Source organism: Novosphingobium sp. PP1Y, assembly GCF_000253255.1.
Lineage (GTDB): Bacteria > Pseudomonadota > Alphaproteobacteria > Sphingomonadales > Sphingomonadaceae > Novosphingobium.
On sequence record NC_015579.1, the window covers coordinates 18,666 to 38,475 of the forward strand.

The 19,810-nt window shown below is 60.3% G+C and carries 18 protein-coding genes; 11 read left to right on the forward strand and 7 right to left on the reverse strand.

The genetic code is table 11. The features are described from left to right. Positions 1-7: 7 nt before the first annotated feature. From PP1Y_RS00370 to PP1Y_RS00420, 11 genes are all read left to right on the forward strand, one after another. Positions 8-2,101: a conjugal transfer protein TraG gene (locus PP1Y_RS00370; protein WP_013831290.1), complete on the forward strand. Its 2,094-nt coding sequence runs from the start codon at positions 8-10 to the stop codon at positions 2,099-2,101. Next, on the forward strand, positions 2,098-2,511 hold the full coding sequence (locus tag PP1Y_RS00375; protein WP_013831291.1) for a hypothetical protein: 414 nt from the start codon (positions 2,098-2,100) through the stop codon (positions 2,509-2,511). Before PP1Y_RS00370 ends, PP1Y_RS00375 begins: the two co-directional genes overlap by 4 nt. Positions 2,512-2,765: 254 nt before the next feature. Further along, positions 2,766-3,539: a LuxR family transcriptional regulator gene (locus tag PP1Y_RS00380; protein WP_013831293.1), complete on the forward strand. Its 774-nt coding sequence runs from the start codon at positions 2,766-2,768 to the stop codon at positions 3,537-3,539. A gap of 94 nt (positions 3,540-3,633) precedes the next feature. After that, positions 3,634-4,260 (forward strand): acyl-homoserine-lactone synthase, encoded by a 627-nt coding sequence (locus PP1Y_RS00385; RefSeq protein ID WP_013831294.1) that lies wholly within the window; start codon positions 3,634-3,636, stop codon positions 4,258-4,260. Then, complete coding sequence (locus PP1Y_RS00390; protein ID WP_013831295.1) at positions 4,250-5,107, forward strand: phytanoyl-CoA dioxygenase family protein; 858 nt, start codon at positions 4,250-4,252, stop codon at positions 5,105-5,107. The genes PP1Y_RS00385 and PP1Y_RS00390 overlap by 11 nt, the downstream gene beginning before the upstream one ends. Continuing rightward, positions 5,104-5,703, forward strand: coding sequence for a GntR family transcriptional regulator (locus PP1Y_RS00395; RefSeq protein WP_013831296.1), 600 nt, complete (start codon positions 5,104-5,106; stop codon positions 5,701-5,703). Before PP1Y_RS00390 ends, PP1Y_RS00395 begins: the two co-directional genes overlap by 4 nt. Positions 5,704-5,987: 284 nt before the next feature. Further along, positions 5,988-6,920 (forward strand): HEPN domain-containing protein, encoded by a 933-nt coding sequence (locus PP1Y_RS00400; protein WP_013831297.1) that lies wholly within the window; start codon positions 5,988-5,990, stop codon positions 6,918-6,920. A gap of 247 nt (positions 6,921-7,167) precedes the next feature. Further along, the gene (locus tag PP1Y_RS00405) at positions 7,168-7,737 is read left to right on the forward strand and encodes an RNA polymerase sigma factor (protein ID WP_013831298.1); all 570 of its coding nucleotides are present in this window, start codon (positions 7,168-7,170) and stop codon (positions 7,735-7,737) included. Between the two features lie 62 nt (positions 7,738-7,799). After that, positions 7,800-8,744: a FecR domain-containing protein gene (locus tag PP1Y_RS00410; RefSeq protein WP_158511810.1), complete on the forward strand. Its 945-nt coding sequence runs from the start codon at positions 7,800-7,802 to the stop codon at positions 8,742-8,744. Positions 8,745-8,859: 115 nt separating this feature from the next. Then, the gene (locus PP1Y_RS00415) at positions 8,860-11,445 is read left to right on the forward strand and encodes a TonB-dependent receptor (protein WP_013831300.1); all 2,586 of its coding nucleotides are present in this window, start codon (positions 8,860-8,862) and stop codon (positions 11,443-11,445) included. Between the two features lie 152 nt (positions 11,446-11,597). Next, the gene (locus PP1Y_RS00420) at positions 11,598-13,595 is read left to right on the forward strand and encodes an Atxe2 family lasso peptide isopeptidase (RefSeq protein WP_158511811.1); all 1,998 of its coding nucleotides are present in this window, start codon (positions 11,598-11,600) and stop codon (positions 13,593-13,595) included. Between the two features lie 54 nt (positions 13,596-13,649). Here PP1Y_RS00420 and PP1Y_RS00425 read toward each other — a convergent pair whose 3' ends face one another. From PP1Y_RS00425 to trbF, 7 genes are all read right to left on the reverse strand, one after another. Next, entirely contained in the window at positions 13,650-15,404 is a 1,755-nt protein-coding gene (locus tag PP1Y_RS00425; RefSeq protein ID WP_013831302.1) for an asparagine synthase-related protein, read from the reverse strand. Next, positions 15,401-16,069, reverse strand: a complete 669-nt coding sequence (locus PP1Y_RS00430; protein WP_013831303.1) for a lasso peptide biosynthesis B2 protein — start codon at positions 16,067-16,069, stop codon at positions 15,401-15,403. The genes PP1Y_RS00425 and PP1Y_RS00430 overlap by 4 nt, the downstream gene beginning before the upstream one ends. A gap of 50 nt (positions 16,070-16,119) precedes the next feature. Then, positions 16,120-16,257, reverse strand: a complete 138-nt coding sequence (locus PP1Y_RS25615; RefSeq protein ID WP_158511812.1) for a benenodin family lasso peptide — start codon at positions 16,255-16,257, stop codon at positions 16,120-16,122. Between the two features lie 294 nt (positions 16,258-16,551). Next, positions 16,552-16,779, reverse strand: coding sequence for a DUF2274 domain-containing protein (locus PP1Y_RS00435; RefSeq protein ID WP_013831305.1), 228 nt, complete (start codon positions 16,777-16,779; stop codon positions 16,552-16,554). Next, on the reverse strand, positions 16,776-18,116 hold the full coding sequence (locus PP1Y_RS00440) for a TrbI/VirB10 family protein (protein WP_013831306.1): 1,341 nt from the start codon (positions 18,114-18,116) through the stop codon (positions 16,776-16,778). Before PP1Y_RS00440 ends, PP1Y_RS00435 begins: the two co-directional genes overlap by 4 nt. Next, positions 18,113-19,129 (reverse strand): P-type conjugative transfer protein TrbG, encoded by a 1,017-nt coding sequence (gene trbG / locus PP1Y_RS00445; RefSeq protein WP_013831307.1) that lies wholly within the window; start codon positions 19,127-19,129, stop codon positions 18,113-18,115. Before trbG ends, PP1Y_RS00440 begins: the two co-directional genes overlap by 4 nt. Next, on the reverse strand, positions 19,126-19,809 hold the full coding sequence (trbF, locus tag PP1Y_RS00450) for a conjugal transfer protein TrbF (RefSeq protein WP_013831308.1): 684 nt from the start codon (positions 19,807-19,809) through the stop codon (positions 19,126-19,128). Before trbF ends, trbG begins: the two co-directional genes overlap by 4 nt. Position 19,810: the final 1 nt, after the last annotated feature.

The window sequence follows — 19,810 nt, forward strand, 5'->3', positions numbered from 1 at the left end:
CAGCAAGATGAACGACAGGATCCTGTGGGGGCAGATTGCCGCTGTCGCGGCCATCGTGGTCCTTACGGTGTGGGGCGCGACCCAATGGACCGCCGCAGCGCTTGCCTATCAGTCTGAACTGGGCCGGCCCTGGTTCGTGATCGGATCCTATCCGGTCTACCTGCCTCCGGCCTTTTTTTGGTGGTGGTTCAGTTTCGATGCCTACGCGCCGCATGTCTTTCTCAAGGGGGCGACCATCGCTGCCTCGGGCGGTCTGCTCTCGATCGTGGTCGCAATCGGCATGTCGATCTGGCGCGCGCGCGAAAGGCGCCGCGCCGAGACCTACGGGTCGGCGCGGTGGGCAAGCGAGAAGGACATTCACCGTGCGGGGCTCCTGGGTGATGACGGCGTGGTGCTTGGTCGTTTGGGCGCAGAGTATCTGCGTCACGATGGTCCCGAACATGTCTTGTGTTTTGCGCCGACGCGCTCGGGCAAAGGTGTGGGTCTTGTCGTCCCGACACTGCTGACCTGGCCGGGCAGTTGCATCGTTCACGACATCAAGGGTGAAAACTGGCAGCTCACCGCCGGCTTTCGCGCGCGCCATGGCAGGGTCCTGCTTTTCGATCCTACCAACCCCAAGTCCTCGCCCTACAATCCGTTGCTCGAAGTGCGCAAAGGCGAATGGGAAGTGCGCGACGTCCAGAACGTTGCCGACGTCCTGGTTGACCCCGAAGGGAGCCTGGAAAAGCGCAACCATTGGGAAAAGACGAGCCATGCGATTCTCGTTGGAGCCATTTTGCATGTCCTCTACGCCGAGCAGGACAAGACCCTGGCTGGCGTTGCCGCCTTTCTTTCTGATCCGCGCCGCGGCATTGAAACTGCGCTGCGGATCATGAAGACAACGGCGCACCTTGGGAAAGCCGGCGTGCATCCGGTTGTCGCAGCGGCTGCACAGGAATTGCTCAACAAGAGCGAAAACGAACGGTCCGGTGTGCTGTCGACCGCGATGTCGTTTCTCGGGCTCTATCGCGATCCGGTTGTCGCCAAGGTGACAGGATCCTCGCATTGGCGGATCGCGGATCTCATGGGCCAAGCGCCCGTCTCGCTCTACCTCGTCGTTCCACCAGGGGACATCAGCCGCACCAAGCCGCTCATGCGCCTGATCCTTAACCAGATCGGGCGGCGCCTCACCGAGGATCTCAATCCTGCCCGAAACCGTCAGCGCCTGCTGCTGATGCTCGACGAGTTTCCCGCACTCGGCCGGCTCGACTTCTTCGAAAGTGCGCTCGCCTTTATGGCGGGATATGGGATCAAGGCTTTCCTCATTGCCCAGTCGCTGAATCAGATCGAGAAGGCCTACGGCCAGAACAACGCCATCCTCGACAATTGCCATGTGCGCGTCAGCTTTGCGACCAACGATGAGCGTACTGCAAGGCGGATTTCCGATGCCCTGGGCACCGCTACCGAAATGAGGGCCATGAAGAACTATGCCGGGCACCGTCTCTCGCCCTGGCTTGGCCATCTCATGGTATCGCGCACTGAAACTGCCCGACAGTTGCTCACGCCCGGCGAAGTTATGCAATTGCCGGACGACGAGGAAATCGTGATGATCGCAGGCCTGCCGCCGATCCGGGCACACAAAGCGCGCTATTTTACCGATAAGCGTTTCACCGAGCGTGTGGGATCGCCGCCCGGGCCGCAAGCTCTTGTTGATGCCGAAATCCCTTTGGACGATTGGTCCGGCCCTGCGCCTGTCAAAGCGCCGACATCACCCAAGGATCCATCCGAGGATCGCAATCCTTCATCGGGCACACCCGAGGCTGTCAAAGATGGCTCCGAAGATCCAGAGCCGGAACCCAAAGGTTCGCAGCCAGCACTGGAAGGCGAAGTGGCCAAGGCGAAAAATTCGGGCGATCCTGCGAACAGCGGCATTCGCCGGGAGCCCGACCTGCCGGACCACGAGGAGATCGCCCCTGAGCCCGCGGCGATCCAAAATGAGTTCGAGTTTGACGACGATATCCCGGAATACGATGCTGCCCGGACCCGGCAAGCGATTGATCAGACCGTGACGGCCAATGCGCGAAGGGCATCCCTCGATCCCGATGATGGAATCGAACTATGAGAAAGCCCCACGTCAAACATACCTTTCGTCTCGATGCCCGGCTCTCGCGTCTGCTCGATGATCATGCCCGTGCCCGTCAGGTCACCCGCACCGACGTCGTCGAGGCGGCGCTGGCATCGATGCTATCTCCCGATCATGAAGAGCGTATCGAAGCCATCCTGACCAAGCGGCTTGACCGCATTTCGCGCCAGCTCGATCGTCTCGAATGGCACGTCGAACTGACGAACGAGACCCTGGCCCTGTTTATCCGCTTTTGGCTGACCAGCAATCCGCCTCTGCCCGATGAAGCGCTGAAGGCAGCGCAGGCCAGTGGCAGGAAACGCTGGCATGCCTTCGTCCAGTCACTCAGCCGTAAGATGGAGGCAGGACCCAGGCTCAAGGACGAACTGTCGCGCGACATCGACCGATGAGGCGGGAAATCAGGCGCTGCACCATTGGCTTCCATCGCTCATCGGCTGAATTGTTACAGATTTTTGACTTCGCAAATGCAGCATAAATTGCAATTGTCCAGCCAACCCGAACGATCGAATGAGTCGTTCAGGTACAGTGCCGAAAGGCCATATGTCGGACGCTGTTCAATCCGGAGGAAAACCGGGGCGAAGGGCAAAACAGGCGATCTGCCAGGATAGCGGGCTGGAAGCGCTCCTGCGGTCGAGCGATACTCATGCGTATTAATCTTGCTGAAAAACTCATGTCAGAAGTCTCCGGCGCTTCCTCGCGCAGCGCCCTGTTCACCGCCCTTGAAAATGCCACGCGGCACATGAGTTTCGATCATTTCGCACTGGTCTATGATGACTGCCGCGCCAGCAACGAGAATGACGCCTTTCTTGTCCATGATTATCCGCCCGAATGGGCCAGGGTGTACCAATCTCTAGGTCTGGCAACCCAAGATCCGGTGCGGCGTACCTGCGAAAGGTCGTTCACCAGTTTTCCCTGGGGTGTTTCACGCGAATTTACCGGAGCGGTGCGCGGCGATCACAAGATCCTCGGCCTGAGCCGCGAGTATGGGATAGGGGACGGGTTTACTGTGCCGCGTCATTTGCCCGGCGGTGTCACCGGATCTTGCACATTCGTTGTCAGGCCCGATGCCGCCTTGCCTGTGGAAATGCTGCAAGTCGCCGACCTTCTTGGCGGGGTTGCACTGGCAAGTGCGCGCAAGATCGCTTGGCTACATATGTCAGCTTCCAGTCCTGGACTGACTGATCGCCAACGCGAATGCCTGCTCTGGTGGGGGCGCGGCAAAACAGCAGCCGAAATTGCGATCATCATGGGGCTCAGCGTTGAAACCGTGCACCAGCACCTCAAGCTGGCCCGTGAACGCTACGGTGTCGATGCCAGCCAGTCGGTGCTCGCCTGCGCCATCGCTGAAGGCCTGATCGGCCCGGGGGACATTTGGCGGTGGTTTCGGACCCGACCTGGCATTGCCGTGACTGGCTAGAAAACGGCATTACGATCCCCAATTCTTGGTATGTGTTCGCAGGCGCGGCTATGATCTGATCAGCGGACTAATCCACCGCATAAGGATAGCCGCAATGCCAAGCAGGGTTCGAGCGCCGCGCGCGCTCGAAAGCAAAGCCTTTCGCGCCATGTTCGCCGCGCGCAAGGAGGTTTTCGTCGACCTTCTGAAATGGGATTTGCCGGTCTTCGCCGAGCAGTATGAAATGGATCAGTTCGACGGTGTCGATGCCGAATACATGATCATGCTCGATGGCGAGGGCCGGCACCGTTCTTCCGCCCGGCTGCTGAAGACTGACCGACCGCACTTGCTGGATGCACTTTACCCTTTTTTGTACGATGGCCCGTTGCCCAGTGGCCCGACTGTCCGTGAAATCACCCGGTTCTGTCTTGATCGACACCAGAACGCTGCCGAACGCCGCCTGGCGCGCGACCAACTCGTCACCGCCCTTGCCGAGCATGCGCTCGAAACCGGCATCACCGGCTATACCGGCGTTGCCGATCTGGTCTGGTTCCAGCAGGTCATGCGCTTTGGTTGGCACTGCTCCCCGCTTGGCCGAATTGCCCTGTACGAAGGGCGCAAGCTCATCGCCCTGCACATCCGGATCGATGAGCGCACCTTGGATGGACTGCGCACAGCAGGGATCTATCAGCCGCGCACGCTCAAGCTCATCGCAGGAGAGGAGGCGGCCAATGAGCGTTGAGACCTGGACCCGTCAAATCCACCAGAACGGATATTGCATCATTCCCGATGCGCTCGATACGGGCACGATCGACAAGCTTGCCGGTGACCTCGATCCGGTTTTTGCGGCAACGCCATTTTGCGAGGGCGACTTCTATGGTCATCGCACCAAGCGCTTCGGCGGATTGCTCAAACGCTCGCGGTACATGGAGCCATTGGTCCTGCATCCAGGTATTCTCGCGCTCGCCGAGACTATCCTTGGCGCAGCCTGTGAGCGCATCCAGCTCAATGTCGCCCAGGCGATCGAGATCCATCCGGGCGAAGTCTGCCAGGTTCCGCACCGTGATCATGACATGTGGGCGGGCGCAAAAGACGAGCATGATTATCTGCTCAACGTGATCTGGCCGCTCGACCCGTTCACAAAGGACAATGGCAGTACGCAGATCTATCCGGGCAGCCATGGACCGCTAGGCATGGCACGTGAGGACATTGGTCAGCCGATCGTTGCGCAGGGCAAGCCGGGCGCGGCCATCTGTTTCCTGGGATCGACGGCACATGGTGCCGGCGCAAATTCCTCAGCGGACTCGCGCCGTGCTGTGATCGTCGGCTACAGCCTTGGCTGGCTGAAGCCTTATGAAAATCCCTGGCTCGCCTATCCCCCTCAAGTTGCGCGCAGTTTCTCGCCCAAACTCGCGGCGCTTGCCGGTTACGTCCAGCATCGGCCCAATCTCGGCAATTATGAAGGCCAGTGCCCGTCGGTCCTGCTGCATGATGAGGTTCCCACCCATTTGCCAGCCATTGATGCCTTGCGCCCTGACCAGGCAAGCATGGCCGCCGAATTTGCGCGTTCGCGCCGGGCCGAGCAATGAGCCCTGCCAATGTCCTGGAGCCCACTTACCAGGCGATCAGGCAGCGATTGCTCGCCGGCATCTGGCCGATGGGCCTGAGACTGGAAACTGCCAAGCTTGCCGAAGATCTCGGTGTCAGCGTCACGCCGGTGCGCGATAGCCTCAATCGCCTGGCAGGTGAATGCCTTGTCGATCTTGTTCCAGGCATGGGCTTCCTCGTCCCGCAAATGACGGAAGCGAAGTTGTGCGATCTTCTGGACCTCAACTTGCTTGCCCTTGAGAAGTCGGTGGAACTGTGCGCGCCGGGCAATCCGGAATTGCCGGTCGAACTGCCGAACGGCGACCATGCCGCACGAACGCAATTCGTCTTCGTCCAGATCGCGGCACTGTCCGGAAACACCGAAATGGAAAGGTTGGTGGTCGCGATCGCAGCTCGGCTCCATGGAACGCAGTTGCATGAGGCCGCCGTGCTCGGCGAAAGCGCTGACGAGATCACGCGCATCTGGAACGAGGTGAGCGCGGCTCGCCGAAGCGCCAGGTTGCTGGACATGCTGCGGCGTTACCACCGCAGGCGCAAAGACGCGGCGCGGGAACTGGTTGCGCAATTGTTGTCTTGATGGTGATTGGGCGAATGACCGAAGATCGCAGATCGCAGGCTAGCGCCAGGGATCTGTGACATTGCGTCCAGCAACATCGAATCAATGAGAATTCGCTGGTCAGGCATTGTCGCTCTTCGGCCATTCAGCTCCGCAAAGATCTCGGCCTGATTTGAGGGATATAAATGCGCGGCAACGCTCCAGATCATGATCCGGAGCCGCGAAGCAAAATGTTGAGGTTAAAACATTGTATTCTGGACAGAACCGTTGGCTCGCGCACCAGCACAGGGTATGATGCTCCTCCCATGAAGACGAGCCTCGACCACCTTCCCGCCCACAAGCAGCGCGAGATCGAGCGCGTGGTGCAGATCCTCTTCGAGGAGTTCGACGACAATTTCGCGCTCGCCTCGCACGAGTGGAAGAAGAAGGGCCGGATCCTCAAGGTCGTCCTCTATGGTTCCTATGCCCGCGGCGGTTGGGTTGACGAACCGCACACGGCCAAGGGCTACAAGTCGGACTACGATCTGCTCATTATCGTCAGTGACAAGCGCCTGACTGATCGCGCCAAATACTGGTCGAAGCTCGATGACCGATTGAACCGCGAATATGGCCTGACCGGGACGCTCAAGACGCCCGTCAATTTCATCGTTCATTCGCTACAAGAGGTGAATGACGGTCTTGCACATGGCCGCTATTTCTTCATGGACGTCGCTCAGGACGGTATCGCGCTCTACCAGAGTGACGATACTGAACTGCATACGCCCAAGCCGAAGACGCCGAAGCAGGCACTAAAGATGGCACAGGAGTACTTTGACGAGTGGATTCCAGCAGCTTCAGGGATTTTAGAAACTGCTCGGTTTAGTCAGGAGAAAGGGCGTCTGAAAGACGCTGCATTTCTTCTGCATCAAGCTACAGAGAGGCTATTCCACGGAATACTATTAGTTTGCACCTTCTATACACCGCACGTGCACAATCTTGGATTTCTGCGGACGCAGGCAGAACGACTGGATCTCAGGTTAGTCTATGCCTGGCCTCGCGAGACGCGCAAGGAACGTGCGATGTTTGAGAAGCTCAAGGAAGCCTATGTAAAGGCGAGGTATTCCAAGCACTACCTCATCAGCGAAGAAGAGCTCACCTGGCTTGGCGAGCGCGTGGAAGAACTGGGACGCGCAGTTCACGAGATTTGCCTCGAACAACTCGCGGCTCTGCGCGCCAAAGCCGACGGACAGGCAGCATAAAGCGATTATAATCCTGACACCTGTTGTCAGGATGGCTGCAACCGGTCATGTTATTGGCGCGCAGTGGAAATTCTGGCGATCGCTGCGTGGACTGGTTCCGCCAGGCATCATGTACGCCCGTCCGACAGGACAGGCGGCCGTAACGGTCAAGGCCGCGTAGGCGCGGCTCAACGGCGGCACAGCGCTGAGAGTCCGATCTGGCTGGCAACTCCGGTTCGATTGGTCCTGCCGTACGTGGTTGCAATTCGTGCCCCCCAAAATCATCGGCCCGCATGTCCGTGACCGTTCCGCGCCATCACGTGACAGCATCGAGAATGTCCGTATCCGGACACCGCTCGACGCAGCGTTTCGGCGTGAGAGCAGCAATCTGCTGCGCTATCTCGACAAACATGCCGGACGCGATGCGGCGCCCGACATCTTGCAGGAGGTCTTTACGCGCGCAGTGGCCAGTTCGCAGGCCGGCTCGCTCAGAAATCCCGCGGCATTCCTGCAGCGCATTGCGCGCAACCTGCTGATCGATCGCTCGAGGCGGCGCAAAACCGCAGGGTGCGTGCATCTTGAGCTTGATGAGGAACTTCATGGTGCCACCTTGCCGGAACAGGAAGCGCAGTTGCAGGCAAGAGATCTGCTCAGCGCTTACGAACGCGCCGTCGATGACCTGCCGGAAAAGACCCGACGGGTTTTCCTGATGCACAGGGTAGACGAGCTGAGCTATCGAGATATCCATGAGCAACTTGGAATCAGCATCGCGACGGTTGAATATCACATGATGAAGGCGCTGGGACACGTAGCGCGGGCGGTGGACGCCGCGCGATGAACGACAATGATAATGCCTTTCCGGGCAGGGGAGAGGCACTGAAGGACGAGGCCATCGAGTGGGTGGTGCATCTTCATGGTCCCGATGCCGCGGCATTCAAAGGCAAGTTCGAGCAATGGCGCGCGCAATCGCCTGATCACCGCCAGGCCTATGAATGGGCGATGCGCCACTTTGATGCATCCGCCATTCTCAAGGAATCCGAGCAACATGGTATGGCAAGGAAGTCCCGGCCGCGTGTTGGACGCTGGATATTCCTGGGACTTGCTCTTGCCGCTGCTGCATCCGTCATGCTCGCGACCTTGGGAAACCGGCAGGCAGCTGATGGGGCCAAACTCTTGCCCCATAATTCAGGCCAACAATCGGCCCTTGCGACCTCCCATGGTCAAATCCGCACTTTTGTTCTGGCCGACGGCACGTCGGTGACGCTCGATGCGCAATCGAAGCTGCTTGTCACCATGGACCCGTCGCAGCGTAGGCTCGATCTGGAGCAGGGCAGGGTGCGAGTTACAGTCGCCCGTGATGCGCGGCCTCTGACCGTTTCTGCCGGCGCCGGCGAGATCCACGCGCGCGAAGGGACGTTTGATGTCTCCTTTGGCAAGCGCAATATCCTGGTCAGCTTCATTCGTGGCAGTGGCACAATCCAGCCCAAGTCGGGATCTGTCGCATTTGCAGGTCAGCCGATGAACGCCCTCGCGGGCCAGCGCTACACTTACCACAGGTTCGATTTTGCCGGGGCCGCAAAGGTCCCCGCTGCGCCAGGTACCAATGATCGCCAGTGGCCGACTAGCTGGTTCGAGTATCGTTCCGTGCCCTTGAGCGTGCTGATCGGTGAGGCCAATCGATACGGGCAGCAGAAAATCGTGCTCGACGATGCCGGGATCGGTGCGATTGCGGTGACCGGTCGCTTCCATCTGACGGACACCGAAGGGTTTGCACAGCGCCTTGCCGAGTCCTTGCACCTAGACATGACCCATCGGGCAGATGCCATTCACCTGAGCCGCGAATAATTTTTTCGGTCCTTCACTAAGGTCTCTCGTTTTCCTGCGTCGAACTTTCGCATGAGCCCGGCGTGCTGCGCGCCGAGCCAGCAACGAGGGAACTTCGATGAGGGCAAAATCGAGAATGATCGCCGCGCTTCTGGCCGGTAGCATGGTGAGCGCAAGTCCGGTCCCGGCCTGGGCGCAAACCAAAGGCCAAGCAGCGCCGGTTTATGAGTTCAATCTACCGGCTCAGGATCTGGGCGATGCTCTGCAAGCGGTCGCAAGGCGCGCCAGGCTCGAACTCTACGCTACATCCAGCGATGTGAACGGTGTTCGGGCGCCTGGGCTCAACGGCAAGATGTCAGTGCGCGAGGCGCTCGATATCCTGCTTGGAGGGACCGGACTCGAGGCCGAGATTTCCGAGGGTGCGGTGCTCATCATGAGGCCCGGTCAGCGGCGCGGTGCCGAGGCGGATGAGGTCTCGGACAAGCAGATTATCGTGACCGGTACCCATATTCGCGGAGCTATCCCGGTCGCCCCCGTTCGAACGGCGAGCCGCGAGGACATCGAGGAGCAGGGGCATTCGGATCTGGGTGATTTCATCCGGTCCATCCCGGAAAATTATACAGGAGGCCAGAACCCGACCGTTGCCGGCGGCGGGTCGCAAGGCGTGGACAACGAGAATTCCAGCTCTTCCTCCGCGCTCAATTTGCGCGGCCTCGGCCCAGCCGCGACCCTGACACTGCTCAATGGGCACAGGATGGCATACGACACGGTGTCGCAGGGCGTCGATATCTCCCAGATCCCCTTGGCTGCGATCGACCGCATCGAGATCGTTACCGACGGATCTTCGGCGCTTTATGGTTCGGACGCGGTGGGCGGCGTTGCCAATGTCATCCTGAGACGCGACTACGAAGGCGCCTATGTCTCGGCGCGTTTGGGCGGATCGAGCGATGGCGGTAATTTCCAGCAGCAGTACGATGCCCTGACAGGCAGCCGCTGGGAGAGCGGCGGGATCATGGTGGCAGGAAGCTTCTCCGATGTGACCGAAATCTCTGCCCGGGACCGCTCCTACACGCGCAGTCTCGACGATTCCACGACGCTCGTTCCCTGGCGGCGCCAGTACAGCCTGATCGCTGCCGGCCACCAGGATCTCACCGATCGCCTCGGCCTGGAATTCGATGCCCAGTACAACAACCGCGTGACGCAGCTGTCACAGCCGTTCACCACGACCGCGGATGTGACGACCAATGGGCTCCAATCGAGGCCCAAGGTCCAGTCTGCGACTGTATCGGCGGGCTTGCACTGGGACCTGGGGCATTCGTGGACCGTGTCGGCGACGGGCGTCTATGGTTTCAGCAACAATCACATTACGTCCCATCGCTACATAGGCGGGGCCGAGACGCTTCGCACGTGGCTCAACTACGACAACGACGTCGCGACCGGCGAAGTGACCGCCGAGGGGGCTTTGCTCGATTTGCCGGGCGGCGAGGTGCGCCTCGCTCTGGGCGCAGGCTATCGCCACATGGGTCTTGATGTCTTTGTGCGTCAGGAAACGGGCGGGACTTCGAACATCACGAAGGACATCAGGTCCGGGCGCGAGGTCTGGTTCGGCTACGGCGAACTCTCGCTTCCGCTCGTTGGCAAGGCCAACCGCATGCCACTCATTGAGCGGTTGCAGCTCAGTCTCGCGGCGCGATACGAGGACTATCCGGGAACCGCGCATCTGCTGACGCCGAAGGCCGGCGTTGTCTACGAGCCGATTGAGGGGCTGACCCTGCGGGGCGCCTGGGGCAAGTCATTCAAGACACAAACGCTCTACCAACAGTACCAGTACCGGCAGGGTTCGCTCAATCCGGCAGCCTACTTTCCCGGCTCTCCCACGAACCTGCCGGTGCTGCTCGTTGCCGGCGGGAACATCAATCTCAAGCCGGAGAAGGCAACGACCTGGAACCTGGGCTTCAAGCTTGCGCCCAAGGCGCTGGATGGTTTCGAGCTTGAAGCGACGTGGTTTGACATTCGCTACCGCGACCGCGTCGTCTCGCCCGTATCCAGCGTCCTCGCCATCTATACCAACCCCGTCTATGCCGACTACGTCACGCTCAATCCGTCCACTGCGCAAGTGCTCGCAGCGATCGCGGATCTCCCGCAGGGCCTCAACAACCAGACCGGCGAGCCTTTCGATCCCTCTGCGGTCGGCGCTCTGGTCGATGCCTCGTTCCAGAATGCCGCGCGCCAGCATTTGCGCGGATTTGACCTTGCAGCGCGTTATCGGATCGAACTGGGCGAGGATGAGACCGTCAAACTCGAAGGCTCGGCCAGCTACCTCAAAAGCGATCAGCGCCTGAGTGCAGGGTATCCGTTGGAAGAACTGGCGGGCACGATCTTCGATCCGCCGCACTGGCGCGGCAGGCTTGGCGCGACCTGGCACAAGGACAATGTCACGCTCTCGGCATTCGGCAACTACATCGGCGGCGTTACCGACGATCGCTTCAGCCCAATCGAACATGTGAAGTCGTTCACAACGCTCGATCTCGTCGGGCGCCTGCGCTCGCAAGCCCGAAGTGGCATCGGGCAGGGGATGGAATTGACAGTGTCGATCCAGAACCTGTTCAACGAAAAGCCGGGTACGATCCAGAACACGATCCCAGTCTATCCGCCGTACGATTCGACCAATTACTCCTCGATTGGCCGGGTCATCACTATCGCCGTTTCGAAAGTGCTGTGATGAAGCGCACGGCATTTTTGATTGTAGGAGCCACGGCGAGCCTTTGCCTGACCTCTGATGCCAAGGCCGCACAGGGTCAGGGACATTGCGCAGCGGCGCTCCTGCCTGATGACGGTCACGCCGAAGTCCGAAGCCTTCGGGCAGAAGATCTGGTGCGCCTGCGCGATATGGGTGCGAGCTACGAGGTGCCGCCGTGGGCCGACATGGTACCTGCCGAGAGCCAATCGATCGCGCTTTCTCCGGACGGCACGAAACTCGCCTTTTCGATAAGGCGCGGCAATCCGGACACGAACGATTTCTGCCTTGGCATCTTCGTTCTCGATCTGGTCGGCAATACCAGGCCCATCATGATCGACGAGGGCGGGGAGCTCATTCGCCTGAAGAGCGAGTTTCGGGGGAAGGCAGGCTATCCGACCGGGATCGCCGTGAGCCGCCTCCCGCGCTGGACGCCTGACGGAAAAGCGGTGTTGTTCCTCAAGCAGGTGGACGGGGTCGCGCAGGTCTGGCGCGCGGCCGGCGATGGATCGGGCAGCAGGCCCGTTACCCATAGCCAAGACGATGTTCTCGACTTTCGCATCGGCGGGGACGGACATTCGATAATCTACAAGACGCAGCCGGGCCTACGCGCCGGCCTCAAATCCATCGGGCGAGAAGGGCGGGAAGGTTTTCATTACGATGATCGCTTCGCGCCCATGGCAAGCAACCGTCCTTTTGTCCCGGGACCGCTGCCTTATCGCACATGGGTTCAGGCCGACGGACCGGATGCGCGGGGCCGGCAAGCGAGCAGCGAGCAGCGAGCGCTGTTTGAACCGGGCCCAGCCGCGCCGCCGGGAACTGTCGCACAGGCAGTCTCGCGGCGCGGCGATTATGCCTGGCTCACGGTTCAAGGCAAACACTTCCCGCCGCGCCTGACCTTGAGGGCGATGCTGCGCGATGGGCGCAAGATGACTTGCACCTCTGCGGCTTGCGATCGGTCCGTATCGCAGTTCTGGTGGAGCAGTGAAGGTGGTCTTCGCTTCATGCGGCGCGAGGGTTGGGACCGCGAAGCCACGGCGATCTATGAATGGCAGCCGGGTTCAGGAGAGCCGCGACGCCTGTTTCTGACCAACGATCTGCTCGCCAGCTGCATTCCTGTAGATGAGGGTCTCATCTGTCTGCGCGAGGCGAGCAATCGGCCTCGCTACATCTCCAGGATCGCGCTACCCTCGGGCAAGTCGACCCGGCTCTATGACCCCAATCCTGAATTCCGCAGGCTGCAGTTAGGCAAGGTCGAACGGCTGCACTGGCGCAATGCCGACGGGTTCGAAGTCTTCGGCGACCTGGTCCTTCCCGTCGGGTACAAGCAAGGTCAGCGATACCCGCTTGTCGTGGTGCAATACGAATCGCGCGGGTTCCTGCGCGGCGGGACGGGCGATGATTACCCGATCCAGCTTTTTGCCGCGCATGGCTTTGCCGTGTTGAGCTTTGATCGTCCGATCGACTACGGAACGACCGTTGGTGCAAAGACCGTGTCCGAGGCGCAAGCTGCCAATGACAAGGATTTTGCCGACAGACGAAGCGTGCAGTCCGCTCTCGAGACCGGAATTGGGATGCTCGTGAAGCGCGGCATTGTCGACCCGGCGCGTATCGGCATTACCGGACTGAGCGACGGGGCTTCGACCGGCCAGTTTGCCCTCATCAACTCTGACCTGTTCAAGGCTGCGGCTTTCAGTTCGTGCTGCTGGGATTCCTCGCTTGCCATCAGCGTGGGGCCGGGCGCCATGCCGACTTTTGCCGATACCTATCCCAGCGTGCTCAGCGATGACGATCCGGTCTGGAATCCGGTTTCGATCGCCAGGAATGCTGCGCGCCTAGATGTGCCGATTCTGTTCCAGATTTCCGATGGGGAACTGCTGAGTACCTTGACTGGCTACACCGCGCTTCGCGATCATCATCAGCCCGCGGATATGTACGTTTATCCTGGGGAATATCACATCAAATGGCAGCCGGCGCACCGCCTTGCGATCTACAGGCGCAGCCTTGCCTGGTTTGAGTTCTGGTTGGGAAGCGACGGCCCGATCGATGCACCCGATGACGAGTTGGAACGCTGGGATGATTTACGCCGGGAGAAGGCTGGCAAGGGCAAAGCAACTCAGCGAGCTCCTGAATGACATTATTGAATGGTTCGGTCATCCGCATGTCAGATTAAGTCCAAACTTCTACAATCAATGCGACTGCCAATGACCGATCCAGGCTTCGGCTTCGAGCAATTCGAGAATGCGCACCTGGTCAGCGCCCCAATTTGGCTTGGCATCGCTGAGCCGCTGCTCGAGTGCGCTTCGATCGACAATGCCATGGCTTGCCAGAGCCCCATCAAGCAGACGTTCGCGCATGGTCTCGCGGAAGTGCTCCAGGATCTGCGTCCCAAAGCCATCGGGTCCGCCTTTCGAGACGCGATCGGTGACCGATGGAGGCATCAGATCTCGGAAGGCTTCGCGTGCGACCGATCGATTCTGGCCGTTTCGGCACCACATCCAGGAAGGGATCGCAAGGCAGGCCTCAAGGACCGGTTGCGACATCAGCGGGTTGATTACGGCCACATCGCCGAGTTGTCCGCTCCCGTCGAGGTGTCGCTGAATTCTGAGCAGAGAGGCAATATGGGCGGCCTTGCCGGGGAGGGCTCCGTCTGGCGCATCGAGCCAGGGATGGGTAAGCGCCGTCGCGTCGAGTTGGGCGAGAGCATCCCTGCTCAAGAACCGCCGGTTGGGACGCCAGCGATACGCCCGCGGGCGACACAGGATTCGTATTGCTGCCTGCCAGGCCTCGCGAAGGCTGCATCCTGTCAGCTGGCAGACGTCCTTGCTCGTGTGCCAAACGGCCGATGACAGACCCTCATGCAGCAGCCTGTCGGCAATGGCGCCGGCGGATTGCGAGAAGCCGAAAACGTTGTCCCCGCCATTGCCGGTCATAAATGCGGTGACGCCATGTTCGCTGGCTATCCGCGACATAGCGGCATTGTAACCTTGCGCAATGATGCGGCCGGTAGGACGCGGCATGTGAGGGCGTGCAGGTCGGTCAAGGCAGATATCGGCAAGGTCGTAGTGGGCCTCGACGAGTTCCATGCCCAAATGATCACAAATCTTGCGCGCAAAGTGTCGCTCGTCGCCTTCGGCATCTTTTGTTGCAAGCGTGGCGCACAGGGCTGGGGGCGTTGAGCGGCGCAAGCAGGTGGCGAGGATCGAGGAATCGAGACCCCCAGAAACGCCGAGGAGAACCGGACCTGCCGCGCTGGCCCAGGCAACTGCCGTATTCTGCAAGGCGCGGCGTAGTTGTTCGACATGGTCTTCAAACGTCACGGCACTGTTGATCATGACATGGTCCCAGGGGGACCAGGTCGGCACCACCCTGCAACCGTTGGCATCAATGACAAGGCTCGTCCCGGGAGCGAGTTCCTCAATCCCCTCCAAGGCTGTTTGCGGCGAGGGCAGATCTGCGCGGAAGAGACAGTCTGCGACATTGTTCATCGCGACGCTGGGCCTGGGAATGCTGGCATGTTTCATCGCCGCAATGCTCGAGGCCATGAGAACCCCGCCGGAAGTATGCGTATAGAGGCAAGGCATGGCGGCGCTGGGATCACGCGTGACGAGCAGTTCGTCGCTGCGCTGGCGCACGGCAAGATAAGCGCCCCAGTACTCATGCAAGAGCCTTGCAAGCGAACCGGTTCGCAATTCTTGTGCGGTCTTCGCATCGAGTCCGTTGCAGCGCTCGGGCGGACCATAGCGGGCAAATATGCTGCCCAGCACGGCGTGAGTGGGTGCCGTGCTCTCGGCTATGAACGGACAGGAATCACTGACGAAGATGGCGATGGGCCCGCCAATCGTGATGCGTTGCCATCCGGTACGTTCGGCGATGTGGCGAGCCCACTGATCAAGCAGTTCCGGCTCGCGAAATACCGCGATCAGGAATTCCAGGCCGCTCACAGGACGAAGATCGGTTGATAGGTTCGCACATTCTCATAATGGTCATTGAGGACCACCGGCCCGTCCTGGCACCAGCAATGCGCCCCAAACGGGTTTATGCGGACGCCGATGATCAGGCGTGGCGTATATCCCAGCCTGCGGCTCAGCCAGACGAAGGCGAGCGTGTGAGGGAGGCAATTGCCATCCTTGCCCATGAGGACCTGTACACGCTGGAACGCCCCGGCGAGGTGATCGAGCATCTGTGTGCTCGGTGGTTGCAGCTTGTGGGGGTGGTTGTGTCCGATGTACGCAAGAAGCCAGTGAAGCGGACAAAGCCTGACGAGCAACTTGGCTGAAAAGCAGGCGATTGCGACCTGCAGCAGCAACAGCGCCGGAATGGGAACTGAATTGCTATCGGGCGCGTGATCGGATGTTGCAGCGGGAAAAGGCTGGAACTCCTGCACACTGACGATGCCTTTCAAGGCTAACAGATCATCCATGCCAGTTTTGAGTGCGGCGAGCTCGTCGGGGGTGACAGTACCCATGACGCAATCGCCGATGGCCGAGACAAACGACGTGTTCAGCTTTTCAGGCAATGCAAAATACCGGTTCGCCCGAATATCGAGAAACACAGCGCGGGTGCCCACGAGGCAGAAATGGACAGAGGACAAGGGCGGCACAACCATGATGCAAAGACCGAGAAGGTGCGCGCGCCATAGCGCGCGCACCCATCGCATCAGTCGTCGGTGAGGCCAAGAGCAGCACGTTGGCCGCCCTGCTGGTCTTCGAGTGCACCCACGATGCCGCGGGTTTCTTCAGTCACCGAGCCGAGATCGACGACTTTGTCTTCGAGGGTATCAATGGTCTTTTCCATGATCTTCTCCATTCGAGATCGCGACTCCATCAGCCGCACAGGCAGAATGATCAGACCATTGGTGAAATTGAATTTTATAATGCGATTATAATTGCTTGGGAGGTAAACTGGGCGAAGTTATGAAGTGACCGGGCAGTGGAAAAATCCGTGCTGGAAACGCACAACGGCACCTTTAGCACAAGGCCTGGACATACGTACCGAGACCCGGTCGTGCGCCTTGCTGGGAGCTGACGCCCGACCAAGCTGCCTTCTTGAGAATAAATCGCAAGCGCTGATAACCGCGCTTAACATGTTTTAATTCCCGCGCGATCTTCTCTTGCGGGCAAAACCTCGATCGGTTCCCATGAAACGCTCGATCATCGGGGCGATCAGCCGCTCGACGGGCATGGCCTCGCCCTGGTTGTTTTCTTCTGCATGAAGACGGGCGTACTCTGCCAGATCACGCAAGATATGAGCGGGCATCTCAATCGTCACCTTCACCGGTTTGTCATCTTCGATCGGTCCAAGTCGCAGTTTGGTCATGGTAAATCCCTTTCTGGGGCCGGTTCAATGACGAGGTCGTGTGTAACGAGGACACGCAAGGAGAAACCGGGGCGGATCGCGAGGGTCGGCGCGATGTTGATTTCTCGGCCGACGATTTGCTGTCCGGCCTGGTTGATCGTGCCCTGTGTGCCGTAGCGAAGCGCCCGCGCCAGTTCGTCATCGCTGTTTGTTGTCAGCTCTGTTCCTACGCCGAGCAGCGTTGAGATGAGCGCGGCCTTGAACACGCTACCCCAATGATGATTGGTGCGGTCCTCCAGCCCTGCAGCGCCTGCCGGATCAGCTCCGGGCTGGCGATCGAGCGCAATCGAGCGGCCACCTGGCACGATCAGTCGGTCCCAGGCCAGAAGGACCCGGCGCTGTCCTGCCGAAACTGAGCTGTCGTATTCACCGATCAGTCGCGAACCCTGGGGAATGAGAAGCAGGCGTCCCGTTGCGCTGTCGTAGACGTTCTGTGTCACTTGCGCGGTGATCGTGCCCGGCAAGTCCGAGCGAATGGCAGTGATCAGGGCGGCAGGAATCACGCTGCCTGCCTGAAGGACGTATGCCGAGACGGGCGGGCTGACCCGTTCGGTGCTGACGAACCTGAGGTCCCTGTCGGCCTTCAGAAAGGCACGCTTGCGGTCCTGTCCGCCAGGAGCGGCCTGGGCGGGTAAAGGCTGCATTGAATTGGCTGTCTCGCCCATGGACGCGCTCACATTGCGCATCATTGCTGATTGGGCCGGCGTCGAACCCGAGCGGGGGTTACCGGCAAACAGAGCGCTTGTTCGCGCTGAATCGTGTTCTTGCCTTTCCCGTTCACGCGCTTGCTGCTCGGCAATGGCCCGTGGACTGCGCTTTGCCTCTACTCCCATAGCTGGAGCAGGAACGTCCTTTCCAGCCTCGCGCGCAGCCAGAATGGGGCGGCCCAGGTCTCCGGGTAGAGGCGGGCCAAGCTTGGGCGCTTGGGCATAATCGGCAGGAGCCGAGGTCACCGCCTCGACGCGATTTTGGCTTGCACCGTCATAAAGGTTGGGTGCCTGTTCGCGATCGATCGGTTGCAGCGCGTAGATCAGCGCGCCGCCAATCACGCAGCCGGCTACCGTGCCAGCAATCGCCAATGTCTTGCGCGACAGGCGCATCACTTTGGGTGGATCGGCCCGCAGCCGGAAAACTTCGGGTGATGTCAGCGCATCTTGCGGCTTGGTCTCGGTAGGAGTTTCCTGCTGCTGCTCCTTTTGCTGGTCCTGCCTTGGAGCTTTTTGAGCGGTTTGGGGTCGGGCAGGGGAACTTGCTTCCGGCGCACCGGCATTGGGCGCTTTGTCGGCACTGTCGGTCATGAGGGCCGGCGCGTGGCTTTGGCGCGTTGCCGCTCGATCCGGACGAGCTCTTGGCTCTTCTTCGTGCCGAGCCTGAGCTCGGCTATCGAAAAGAGCCTGTCGACAACCATGTATCGGCCTTCGACCCGGTAATTGACGAGTTCGCTCGAACCATCGGCTCCGCTTACGAAAAGCGGCGGCATCTCGTCGGTCGAAATCGATGCCGGAAACTCGATATAGGCCTGCCGTCCATCATCGAAGACGCGCAAGGGGCGCCACGAGGGCCTGTCGCCATCGATCCGGTAATGGAAATCGAGCGCGGCAAGATCGATGCCAGATGCGATCGGCGCAGCCTCTATGCGCCGGGCCTGGGCCCTGCGCATGGCGAACAACTCGTCCTGCGGATAGGTCCAGGAAACGGCTGCCATGTAAGTCGCCGGCGTTGCCTTGAGCTCGATGTGGTATGTGCGCCGGTTCGTATTGATGACAAGGTTCGTGGCGATGTCGGGCCGTATCGGCTTCACCAGGATGTGGACCTGTTTGGCAGCGCCAATGCCACTGATCGTATCGCCGATGATCCAACGCACCGTGTCGCCGGCAGCAACCGGTCCTTGCGAGGACAGTTCCTCGCCTGCCTGCAGCGCGATATCGGTGACCTGGCCGGGAGCGGCGTAGACCTGGTAGAGCGCACCATCGGCATAGGGGTATTGCTGGATGGCATTGAGCCAACCGCTTTTTTCCGGTTGCATGCGGGCAGCATCATTAGCGCTGTCCACGCGGCGGTGCGGTTCGGCAGGCTGCCGCCCACGCAGCGAAATTGGTTCTGCTTTTGGGATGGGCTTTAATTGCCCTGGGAGCGGAAGCGGAGCTGGTACGCTTACGATCGCGACCTGCGGGACTTGCCTTTCCTGTTCGAACGCAGGTCGCAGGACGGGTGCCGGATCTGCAGGTCTGGCCTGAACGTGACTGCATCCGCTGATGACAAGGGCCGGAGCCAGCAGAGCCAGAAGGCCCAGGGGACAGGTTCGGGTCATTGGCTGAGTTCCTTCGACCAGTTGAAAGCATTGACGAAAAGGCCAAGCGGGTTCTTGCGCAGCGCATCCACACTACGTGCCTCGCGCATCACGACCGTGACGATCGCCGACCAGCGCGTGGTGTCTGCCAGTGCGCCATCGACATATCGCCGCTCGGTCCATGCGATACGAAAACTGTCAGGCGAAGCGCGGATCACGCTCGACACATCGACAGCGACCTGCTTCTTGCCGACATGGGCGAATGGGTCATTGGTCCGGGCATAGTCATTGAGCGCAAGCGCGCCCTTCTCGCTGGCAAAGTCGTAAGCGCGCAGCCAATTCTGGCGCAGCACGACCGGGTCGGCCGGAATCGAACGAACTTCTTCGATAAAACGTGCAAGCTGAAAAGCGATCTGGGGGTCGGACGGCGTGTATCCTGCTTCAGCAGATGCGATGGCCCTTGCTTCTCCAAGCTTGTCGACTTCTACGACCCACGGCACAACCCGGCCACGCAGCGACTGCACGACAAGGCCGGTCGCCAAACCTCCTGAAAGGGCAAGGCAGCCGAAAAAGGCAAGGCGCCAGCTCCGGGCCTGAACGCGCGCGGAGCCAATACGATCGTCCCAGACCTGGCTGGCACGCTGATAGGGTGTCACAGCCTCAGGGCTCCTGGCGTATCGGATCGAGGGTCGTCGAAACATG